The 10,504-nt window shown below is 41.2% G+C and carries 7 protein-coding genes and 1 pseudogene; 5 read left to right on the top strand and 3 right to left on the bottom strand.

Annotation, left to right across the window (positions count from 1 at the left end; translation table 11 throughout):
- Positions 1 to 803 (bottom strand): ThuA domain-containing protein (locus tag ACOVO2_RS05450; RefSeq protein WP_421768988.1); only part of this gene is annotated, 803 nt, incomplete at its 3' end.
- Positions 804 to 1,044: 241 nt separating this feature from the next.
- On the opposite strand from ACOVO2_RS05450, the gene ACOVO2_RS05455 reads away from it, so the two are divergent.
- Positions 1,045 to 1,515: a CAP domain-containing protein gene (locus tag ACOVO2_RS05455; protein WP_421768989.1), complete on the top strand. Its 471-nt coding sequence runs from the start codon at positions 1,045 to 1,047 to the stop codon at positions 1,513 to 1,515.
- A gap of 267 nt (positions 1,516 to 1,782) precedes the next feature.
- Positions 1,783 to 3,591 (top strand): hypothetical protein, encoded by a 1,809-nt coding sequence (locus tag ACOVO2_RS05460; protein WP_421768990.1) that lies wholly within the window; start codon positions 1,783 to 1,785, stop codon positions 3,589 to 3,591.
- Here ACOVO2_RS05460 and ACOVO2_RS05465 read toward each other — a convergent pair.
- Together ACOVO2_RS05465 and ACOVO2_RS05470 are read right to left on the bottom strand one after the other, a co-directional pair.
- Positions 3,583 to 4,452, bottom strand: coding sequence for a LysR substrate-binding domain-containing protein (locus ACOVO2_RS05465; protein ID WP_421768991.1), 870 nt, complete (start codon positions 4,450 to 4,452; stop codon positions 3,583 to 3,585). The two genes, ACOVO2_RS05460 and ACOVO2_RS05465, sit on opposite strands and share 9 nt — an antisense overlap.
- 3 nt (positions 4,453 to 4,455) lie before the next feature.
- Positions 4,456 to 5,961 carry a malate:quinone oxidoreductase gene (locus tag ACOVO2_RS05470; RefSeq protein WP_421768992.1) on the bottom strand — a complete coding sequence of 502 codons (1,506 nt, stop codon included), beginning with the start codon at positions 5,959 to 5,961 and terminating at the stop codon, positions 4,456 to 4,458.
- A gap of 490 nt (positions 5,962 to 6,451) precedes the next feature.
- Here ACOVO2_RS05470 and hutH point away from each other — a divergent pair, with 490 nt between their 5' ends.
- From hutH to ACOVO2_RS05485, 3 genes and pseudogenes are all read left to right on the top strand, one after another.
- The gene (hutH, locus tag ACOVO2_RS05475; RefSeq protein WP_421768993.1) at positions 6,452 to 7,960 is read left to right on the top strand and encodes a histidine ammonia-lyase; all 1,509 of its coding nucleotides are present in this window, start codon (positions 6,452 to 6,454) and stop codon (positions 7,958 to 7,960) included.
- Between the two features lie 224 nt (positions 7,961 to 8,184).
- Entirely contained in the window at positions 8,185 to 9,876 is a 1,692-nt protein-coding gene (gene hutU / locus ACOVO2_RS05480) for a urocanate hydratase (protein WP_421768994.1), read from the top strand.
- 185 nt (positions 9,877 to 10,061) lie between these two features.
- Positions 10,062 to 10,504, top strand: a pseudogene (locus tag ACOVO2_RS05485) (imidazolonepropionase); the annotation flags it as partial.

Below are 10,504 nucleotides of genomic sequence, written 5' to 3' on the forward strand. Positions count from 1 at the left end.
GGCACTTTTTTGCCCAGTTCCCAATGAATAGCATTGATAATGAGGCGTTGGAAAGCTTCTACTTGAAAATCTTCGGGGTGTCCCATTGTAGTAGTAAATACCTTTGCACCAAACGAATTTGTACCTGTCCAAGCAACAGGGTTTTCGATGGCAGCTTTATCGGGGTTTACAGCTTTCCCCATCAAAAGCCACTCAGAGCCTTTGGTTGGATAATCGGGCAAAACTCGATATAACCACGAACGCACATGAAAATTGGGAGCAACACCAGTCAGAATCGGGTGTTTTTTTGCTGCTTCAATGACCGAAACATCGGTGCTACTTTCGTGTCCGTAGTGCGTGTGAGCAGCTTTTCCGCCCCAACCTGGAGGTGCATTAAGAGCAAATTCGCCAAAGGCATTCCAACGTTCGGAAACATCACCTTTAGGGAAATTGAACGCGTGAGTAGTTGTTCGGAAACCCATTACTGGCTTTCCTGATTTGAGATATTTTTCAATGTGTTCGAGTTGCTCAGGCGGAAGTTGTCGCCAACGGAGGTAGAAAACTGCCAAATCAGCTTCTTGCAAAGCCTCTAAGCCTGGGATGTCTTTTTCGGCATTTTGGTTGGGATAAGCCTTCAAAACTTTGGTTCGGAAACCGTAGTTTTTTTCGAGTTCGGCAGCGATTAATGGAAGCGTGAATTCACCACTGTACTCGTGGTCGCCAGTTACGAAGACAATCAATGGCTGTTTTTTAGCTTGTGCCGTTGCCTGATGCCCAAAAGCACCCAGCAGCACAAAACTCAGTAATAAAAAAGTTTTACGCATTATAGTTTTATAGATTGAAGGTTGAGTTTTGCCTATAACTTTGAGTTACAGACATTTATCCATAAAAATAGGGTAATAATTTTATTAAATATTATTCCGAGAAAAATATTCTTAAAATAATTTAAGAAACAACATAAAACCTTGTTTATCAGACAAATGCTCAATGATTTTGATTTAAAATTAAAACTAATACAATACAAAACCCCATCAATTACGTTAGGATAAACGTACTGATAATTTTATGATGAAAAATGTCTTCGTTTTTGCCTTTTGTGCTTTCATTTTACTTTCACTTCAAGCCTGCTCACAGTCGCCCGAACAAATCAATGGAGAAGTTCAGCTTCAACAATCGGTGTTAGATTATGTGAATCAATACCGCAGAGGCCGAGGTTTAGCACCACTCAAAATGATGCCATTAATTACTGCGGAAGCCCTAAAACACAGCAAAAACATGGCCGATAGCCGAGTAGATTTCGGACACGATGGTTTTGATGGTCGAGCCGATAGACTGATGAGCCAAATTGAGTTATCAAACGCCATTGCAGAGAATGTGGCTTACGGAAAATTTTCGGCACAAGAAGTAGTGAATCGTTGGATACAAAGCCCTGGGCATCGAAAAAATATTGAAGGCAAATTTACGCTCACTGGCGTCGGAATTGTGCGTCGGGCTGATGGTTATTTGTTTTTTACACAGATATTTATCAACAAATAAATTAACGTGAGTTTGGGATTGAAATAGCTTGTATTTGCCCCAGAGGGGGCTTTATATTGACGATCGTCCCGATGGGGCTTTAAAAGTCTTTGGGTCATTTTTTTCTACCGATATTTAATTACGATGAAGTAATTTTATACAGATAACTCATTTGTTATAAACTCTTTACATTTTTTACAACCCCGAACTCACGTTAAATTACTGATTAAGTGGCTACATTTGGAATGGTTTTTGCGTTTTTTTTAGTTATCAACCAAAAAATAATCCATGCGTATATTCACTACACTTTTGCTATTGACATGTTCTATTTTTGCTTTCGGGAACGATAATACATTCACTATCAGTGCTGTTGGTCCAACTACTATTTGCAGTAACGATTCGGTAAATATTGTTGCTACGGGCTGCTCAGGCAATATCATTTGGAATAATGGTAATACCTACAATCCATTTGCGATTCATGCCGTTCAAACAGGTAATTATTTCGCTACTTGCGTGCCAACTGGCGAAATTTCTAATACAATTACGGTAACGATACTTCCGTCAACGGCTCCAATAATCACTCAAAATGCAAATACCTTAATAGCAAGCGGCTGCGATGGAACTGTCATTTGGAATAATGGGGCGGAAGGAACAAGTATTACAGTAGTGGCTGATGGCTCTTATAATGCTTACTGTCAAGGCTCACCGTGTAGAAGTACTGTTTCTAATACTATTCAAGTAAATGTTCTACCAAAGCCTCTAATCACTACTGATAAAACTTCATTATGTAATAGAGAAAGAGCAGTATTAACTGCAACAAATTGCACAGGAATAATCACTTGGAGCAATGGCTTTACGGGTAGCAGCATTTCGGTAGATACCGCAGGAGAATATTACGCCTTTTGTACGAAAGATGATAACCGTAGTCTTAATTCTGATACTTTAGTAATCTCCGCTATCAGTACCAATCCTGCTGTCATTTCAGCATTAAATGGCGAATTATGTCTAAACCCAACTGTTACATTGATTTCGAGTGCTTGTGTGGATGGCACACTTTTATGGAGCAATGGCAGTACAGGAACATCTCTTGTGGTTTCAACAACAGGAACTTATTCGGTTCAATGCCAAAATTCCTGCGGAACGAGTCCACCATCAAACATCATTACTATTTCACAAAGTGGTGCTACTCCTACAACGCCTCTTGTGTCTTCCAATCAAAATACAATTTGTAATGGCTCTTCTGCTACGCTAACAGCTTCACTTTGTAATGGCACTGTTTTATGGAATACAGGAGCAACTACATCGGTCATAACAGTCACACAAACAGGGACTTATTCGGCCATTTGCCAAACATCGTGCGGAAATAGCAATCCTTCGAATACATGGACTATTCAGCAAGGATACCTGCCAGCCGCACCATTTATTTCTACTAATAAAACTATTTTATGCGATGGTGAATCGGCAACATTATCGGCAACGGGCTGCTCAGGACAAGTAGTTTGGTCAACAGGAGCAACTACTACGTCTATTCAATTATTTACATCAGGTACTTATACTGTTATTTGTAAAAACCAATGTGGGGAAAGTGGACCTTCAAATGCAATTATTTTGCGAAGTGGCATTTTACCAACTACTCCAACCGCAACCTCTAATAAGGCATCCATTTGTGGTGGAGAAACAGCAAATTTACTTGTAAGCGGTTGTAACGGTGTAGTGATATGGAGCAACGGAATGACCTCCACTTCTGTGCAAATTTCGCAGCCAGGTACTTATACAGTTACTTGTAATACTATATGTGGTTCGGCTGTCTCTAACAATGTTGTTATTGGAGCTACAAACATATCACAAGCTCCAAGCATTACAAGTACCAAAACTGCTCTGTGTGGAATTGATAATGCTACACTCACGGCAACTGGTTGTTCGGGAACAGTTCTCTGGAGCAATGGTTCAACTGGAACAACTATTACCGTTCTGAAAGAAGGTTCATACACAGCAAAATGTCAGACTTCTTGTGGTTTTAGTGGAGACAGCAATTCCTTAAAAATTGTTCAACTTAATAATCAATGTACACCAATAACCGTACGAAAATTAAGGTAGCACCTCCAAAAATCGCCTCAAACTCGGATTTGGGTTTTGTGGATTCCATAAAGCCGTAATTTCTGCTTTTTGCGGAATATATTGCAGTTCGATAAATTTAATGGCGGCGTTGGTTACTCGTTCAAATGAAATCGGAATCAGCGAAATGCCCAAATTATTCTCGACTAATTTCAGAGTTGTATAACCATGTACGGTTTCGTGCGAAATTTGTGGAGAAAAACCAGCATCTTCACAAATACTCCATTGTAGATTGTGGTAAATCTCGCCATCGGTTTTGGTGGGAAGAATAAACTTTTCGTTGGCAACTTGTGCCATTGATTGAAAATTCGTTGCATCAAGCCAATGGTTTTTGGGCAAAACTAAAGCAAAGTTTTCTTGAAAAACAATTCGTTGCAGGAAACGCTTATTGGGCGGCGGATTGCGTAGAAAAGCAATGTCCAACTCGCCTTTCTGAACCCCCAAAAGTTGCGAAGCCGAAGTCATTTCTGATAAATATGTATGGATTTCTGGGTATTTATCGTGTAAATTTCCGAGCAAATTGGGCAAAAAAGTATGAATACACGAGCCAACATAACCTATTTTTAACTCACCTTTTTGCCCCAATTCTATTTGCTTTATTTCGTTTTTCGACTTTTCTAAATGCTCAAAAAGCTTCGTTATTTCTGTTTTGAAATACTCCCCTGCCACCGAAAGCTTCACATTTCGTTTGTTTCTATCAAAAAGTATTACGCCCAACTCGGCCTCTAAATCTTGAATTTGCTTGGTAAGTGCGGGCTGAACAATAAATAGCTTATCGGCTGCACGCTTGAAGTGCAGCTCTTGGGCAAGCATCAGAAAATAACGAAGCTGTCTGATTTCCATTTTTTATCCGTTCAGTTTTAAAACCTTACTTGTCCATACCCTCACTTCATCGCACAAAGCTGGATTTTCAATCAGCGGACGGCCATACGACGGAATCATTTGCCTAACTTTCTGTTGCCATTCGTCCGACTGCATTTGTATTGGGAAACATTTTTTAATCACATTGAGCATAATCGAAACCGAGGTCGAAGCCCCAGGCGAAGCACCCAGCAAAGCAGCCAACGAGCCATCGGCGGCACTCACCACTTCTGTTCCGAACTCCAAAACACCACCGTGTTCGTCGTCTTTTTTGATTACCTGCACCCGTTGCCCAGCAATTTCCAATTCCCAATCTTCCATTTTGGCGGTCGGCATAAAATTTCGGAGAGCCTCCAATTTTGCCTCTTCCGATTGCATAACCTCATGTATTAGGTATTTTGTAAGCGGAATATTATCTAAACCAGCCGAAATCATCGGAATGAGATTCGACCATTTGATTGAAGTCGGTAAATCGAAATAAGAGCCATTTTTCAAGAATTTCGTAGAAAAACCTGCATAAGGGCCAAAAAGCAAGGCTTTTTCGCCATCAATCATACGAGAATCCAAGTGCGGAACCGACATCGGTGGAGCTCCAACCGACGCCTTGCCATACACTTTGGCATGGTGGGCATTTATCACATCGGGGTTAATACATTTCAACCATTGTCCACTCACAGGGAAACCACCAAAACCTTTTCCTTCGGGGATATCAGCCTTTTCGAGTAAATGCAATGAGCCTCCGCCCGCTCCGATAAACACGAATTTGGCTTTCACCTCGGTTTCTTTACCATTATCTAAATTTTTTACCTCAATCGTCCATTTTTTCTCATCATCTTCTCGCTCAATATCTTCTACCTCGTGGTGTAAATGAATATTCACGCCATTTAAACCATCTAAATAGTCGAGCAAAGCACGAGTTAAAGCTCCGAAATTAACATCAGTGCCGATATCCATTTTTGTAGCCGCCACGTGCTGGCTGGGGTCACGCTCTTCCATCACAATCGGCATCCATTCTTTTAACTGTGCATGGCTTTCTGAATATTGCATGCCCTTAAAAGGATGATATTTTGTAAGTGCCGCATGACGTTTTCGGAGGTACGTAACGTTTTCTTCGCCCCAAACAAAACTCATGTGAGGAATACTGCGAATAAAACTTTCGGGCGATTGAACGATATTTCTCTCGACCAAAAAAGCCCAAAACTGGCGAGAAGTCTCAAAGGCTTCATCAATCGCAATGGCTTTTTTGCAATCAATCGAACCATCTTCGAGTTCGGGGGTATAATTTAATTCACAAAGTGCCGAATGCCCAGTTCCTGCATTATTCCACGCATCTGAGCTTTCGCCCGCTACAAAATCCAGTCGCTCAAAAACCTCAATCGTGAGGTCGGGCTGAAACTCTTTGAGCATGATTCCGAGTGTAGCACTCATTATTCCTGCCCCAATAAGCACCACATCGGGCTTTTTATTGATAGTCTTTGCTATTCTTGTCATTAATTACGTTTGCTGTTGTTGGTTGTGTAAAGCTAAATACTTTCATGAAAATTCTATGCCAGCGGGTGAGATTAAAATGTTTTTATTGATTTTTTGATAGATGACATCCCGTGCGGCGGTCGCCACTGCCCCCTTCAAAGGCAGGGTTAATTGGTTCTATTTTTGTTTTAATTTCTCCTCCTTTTTTCAAGGAGGAGTACCCTCAAAAAGCACATTTTCATGTGTTTTTTGAGGGGGAGGTGGTAAACATTGGTAGTGAAAATTGAAAAAAACTAATTCTACGCTAAAGACCACCCCGTCAAAATTCGACTTCGTCAGAATTTTGCCACCCCTCCTTAAAAAGGAGGGGAAATTTTAGAACCTATTAATCCTGTTCCCTTCAAAAAATGCAAAACCTTATTAATCACTAAATGTGATTAATAAAACATAAAAATACTATTTTTTATTATTAATTGAATACTCGAATTTTGTCAAAAAATCAGGCTTAACCATGCTAACGACAATCATCGACAAAAGCACACACCTCATTGACCAAGATTGGCTCGATATTGATACTTTGCAGCAAATCTCGACACATACGCACGACCTCGAACTTTCGGAAACAGCACGCCACCGAATCAATCATTGTCGAGATTTTCTTGACCAAAAACTCAACAATAGCGATTGCCTTTTCTATGGCATCAATACTGGTTTTGGATTTTTACAAAATGTAGCGATTGATAAAACACAAATTGCTCAACTGCAATATAATCTATTACAATCGCACGCTTGTGGTATGGGCGATGAAGTGCCGAAAGAGATTGTAAAATGGATGCTTTTCTTGAAAATCCAGTCGCTTGCCTACGGACATTCGGGTGTGCAAGAGCAAACTGTTCAGCGATTAATAGATTTTTATAATTACGATATTACACCTGTTATTTATGCACAAGGTTCGCTCGGAGCTTCGGGCGACCTATCTCCGCTTTCGCATCTGGCTTTACCGCTGATTGGTTTAGGAGAAGTAAATTTTAAGGGCAAAAAAAGAGTCGCAAAAGAAGTTTTAGACCAATTTGGTTGGCAGCCTATCGAGCTACAAAGCAAAGAAGGAATTGCCCTTATCAATGGCACTCAATTTATGGCCGCTTATGGAATTTATAGTTTATTAAAGGCTCAAAAACTCCTCAAAATAGCAGATTTAATTTCGGCGATTTCGATTGATGCGTTTGATGCTTCATTACAACCTTTTCACCCAAAAATTCATTCGATTCGTCCGCACAAGGGGCAAGTAGAAACCGCCGAAACGATTTGTAAATACCTGACTAACAGCCAAATAACCAATCAAACAAAAACACAAGTTCAAGACCCGTATTCGTTTCGTTGTATTCCGCAAGTACACGGTGCAAGCAAAGATTCGATTGATTTTGTGAGTAAAACTTTCTTGCAAGAAATCAATGCCGTGACCGATAATCCGAATATTTTCCCCGATGATGATTTAATTCTTTCGGGCGGAAATTTTCATGGTCAACCATTGGCAATCGCCTTTGATTTGATGAGCATGGCAATGGCCGAAATCGGCAGTATTTCTGAGCGACGTATTTATCAATTGCTTTCGGGGCAACGTGGTTTACCTTTGTTTTTGGTCAAAAATTCTGGTCTAAATTCGGGCTTGATGATTCCGCAATATACCGCCGCAGGAATCGTGAGCGAAAACAAACAACTCTGCACACCAGCTTGTGTCGATTCTATAGTTTCATCAAACGGCCAAGAAGACCACGTGAGCATGGGAGCAAATGCCGCCACAAAAAATCTGCGAGTGCTGAATAATGTAGAAAGAATTTTGGCGATAGAATTACTGACTGCTACACAGGCATTAGCATTCAGAAAACCGCTCAAAAGCTCACCCGTTATTGAACAAGTTTATGAAGATTTCCGCAAAAAAGTCTCATTCAACGAAGCCGACCGAGTGCTGCACAATGATATGAAATTGGCGGTGGAGTTTTTGAAAGAAATAAAAATATAGAGTACAAACTTTCTCCTCCTTTTTTCAAGGAGGAGTACCTTAAAAAATCATTTTTCTTGATTTTTTTAAGGGGAGGTGGTGACCGTCGCACGGTTAACAAAGGGTAGTAAAATTGGGGAAAAAGCCTGTTCTACGCCGAAAAACCCCTCCGTCCGACTATCGTCAGGACACCTCCCCTTGAAAAAAGGGGAGGAAATTATAAAACGTGAATAAAAATAATAATTATGAAAACCATAGAAAACACTTACGATTTCGCAAAATATAAAACCCCAACTGGCAATAAACTTACTTGTAAAGGTTGGGTGCAAGAAGCTGCCCTCAGAATGCTTCTGAATAACCTCGACCCCGAAGTGGCCGAACGTCCCGAAGACTTAATTGTCTATGGCGGACGTGGAAAAGCTGCCCGAAATATCGAATCTTTAGATTTGATTATCAAGGCTTTACAGAATTTAGAAGAAGATGAAACCTTACTCATTCAATCAGGAAAACCTGTGGGTATTTTGCCAACTCATAAAGATGCTCCGAGGGTATTGATTTCCAATTCTCAACTCGTTCCGAAGTGGGCAACGTGGGAGTATTTCAGCGAACTCGAACAAAAAGGCTTAATGATGTACGGACAAATGACTGCTGGCTCTTGGATTTACATTGGTTCGCAAGGAATTGTACAAGGCACTTACGAAACGTTTTCGGCGATTGCTCGCAAACACTTCAATCGGGCGGCGAACCGCAATACTCTAAAAAACACACTTTCAATCACCGCAGGTCTGGGCGGAATGGGCGGAGCTCAACCATTGGCCGTGACAATGAACGATGGCGTTTGTTTAGTGGCCGAAGTGGAAGAATGGCGTATTTTGAAACGCATCGAAACTCGTTATTTGGATATTTATTTTACAGATATTGATGAAGCAATTGACCGTGCTGTTGAAGCAAAAATCAACGGTGAAGCCTTGTCTATTGGCGTAAAATGCAATATTATTCATTTGCTGCAAAGATGTATTGAGCGAAATATCACGCCCGATATTCTGACCGACCAAACTTCTGCCCACGACCCAATTATTGGGTATTTTCCGCATGAAATTTCGCAAGAGCAAGCTAATATTTTGCGTGAAACAAACCCCGAACAATACCTCGAAATGGCGAATCGTTCGATGCGTTTGCACGTAGAATTAATGCTCGAATTGCAGCAAAAAGGAGCAATTACCTTCGATTATGGCAATAATTTACGTGGAAGAGCCTACGAGCAAGGGCTAAAAAATGCTTTCGATTTCCCTGGATTTGTGCCTGCTTATATTCGTCCACTATTCTGCGAAGGAAAAGGCCCATTTCGTTGGGCAGCACTTTCGGGCAACCCCGAAGATATTAAAGTAACCGACGAATTGATTCTTTCTCTTTTCCCCGAAAACGAATCTTTGAAACGCTGGATGACAATGGCCCAAGAACGCATTGCTTTTCAAGGCTTACCCGCCCGCATTTGTTGGCTGGGACAAGGCGAAAGAGAAAAAGCAGGTTTAGCATTCAATGAATTGGTTCGAACTGGCAAAGTTAAAGCCCCAATCGTTATTGGTCGAGACCATCTGGATACAGGTTCGGTGGCATCGCCCAACCGAGAAACCGAAGCCATGCTCGACGGCTCTGATGCCGTTGCCGACTGGCCTGTTTTGAACGCTTTGATAAATACTGCGGGCGGTGCAAGTTGGGTTTCGTTGCATCATGGCGGCGGCGTGGGCATGGGTTATTCAATTCATGCAGGAATGGTAATCGTGGCCGATGGCACGGAAGATGCCGCCAAACGACTAAAAAGAGTTTTGCACAACGACCCCGCAATGGGCGTGATTCGCCATGCCGATGCAGGCTATGATATTGCCAAAGATGTGGCTCGTCAACATCGTTTGGATTTGAAAGAGAGACTTTTTTAATAAGAGAAGTTTATATCGCTAAGTAGAACCTCACCCTCTAAATCTCCCTCTCCTGCGAGGAGAGGGAGACTTTTAGCCCTTCTCCTATGAGGAGAAGGGTTGGGATGAGGTCAATAGATATACGACTTTACAAGAAATGGTCTTTTGACCTCACAGAAGCCCAATCGCAATAATTTAAGAATAAAATGCTAATTATCAACATCAAACAACTCATCGGAGTTAGAGAAAACCCTCAATTGCTAAGAGGTGTAGCAATGGCAGATTTGCCACTGCTCGAAAACGCTTTTTTAAGAATTAAGGGCGAAAAAATTGCTGATTATGGTTTGATGCAGGCCTTAGATTTGAGCAATGAAACCGATGAAATTTATGATGCAAAAGGAGCATTCGTGATGCCAACTTGGTGCGATTCGCACACGCATATTGTCTATGCAGGAAGCCGAGAGAATGAATTTATTGATAAAATAAAAGGACTGAGTTATGCCGAAATTGCACAAAAAGGTGGCGGAATTTTGAATTCGGCCAAGCGAATTGCCGAAACTTCGGAAAATGAACTTTTTGAGCAAGCTTGGCAGCGTTTGGAAGCTGTAAAACAAACGGGTACTGGAGCAATCGAGATAAAAAGCGGTTA

Origin of the sequence: Emticicia sp. (genome assembly GCF_049241225.1) — a bacterium.
Lineage (GTDB): Bacteria > Bacteroidota > Bacteroidia > Cytophagales > Spirosomataceae > Emticicia.

Bases quoted from the DNA above. Each gene is read 5' to 3' on its own strand.
- ACOVO2_RS05455 (WP_421768989.1), top strand. From the start codon at position 1,045: ATGATGAAAAATGTCTTCGTTTTTGCCTTTTGTGCTTTCATTTTACTT.
- ACOVO2_RS05460 (WP_421768990.1), top strand. From the start codon at position 1,783: ATGCGTATATTCACTACACTTTTGCTATTGACATGTTCTATTTTTGCT.
- ACOVO2_RS05465 (WP_421768991.1), bottom strand. From the start codon at position 4,452: ATGGAAATCAGACAGCTTCGTTATTTTCTGATGCTTGCCCAAGAGCTG.
- ACOVO2_RS05470 (WP_421768992.1), bottom strand. From the start codon at position 5,961: ATGACAAGAATAGCAAAGACTATCAATAAAAAGCCCGATGTGGTGCTT.
- hutH (WP_421768993.1), top strand. From the start codon at position 6,452: ATGCTAACGACAATCATCGACAAAAGCACACACCTCATTGACCAAGAT.
- hutU (WP_421768994.1), top strand. From the start codon at position 8,185: ATGAAAACCATAGAAAACACTTACGATTTCGCAAAATATAAAACCCCA.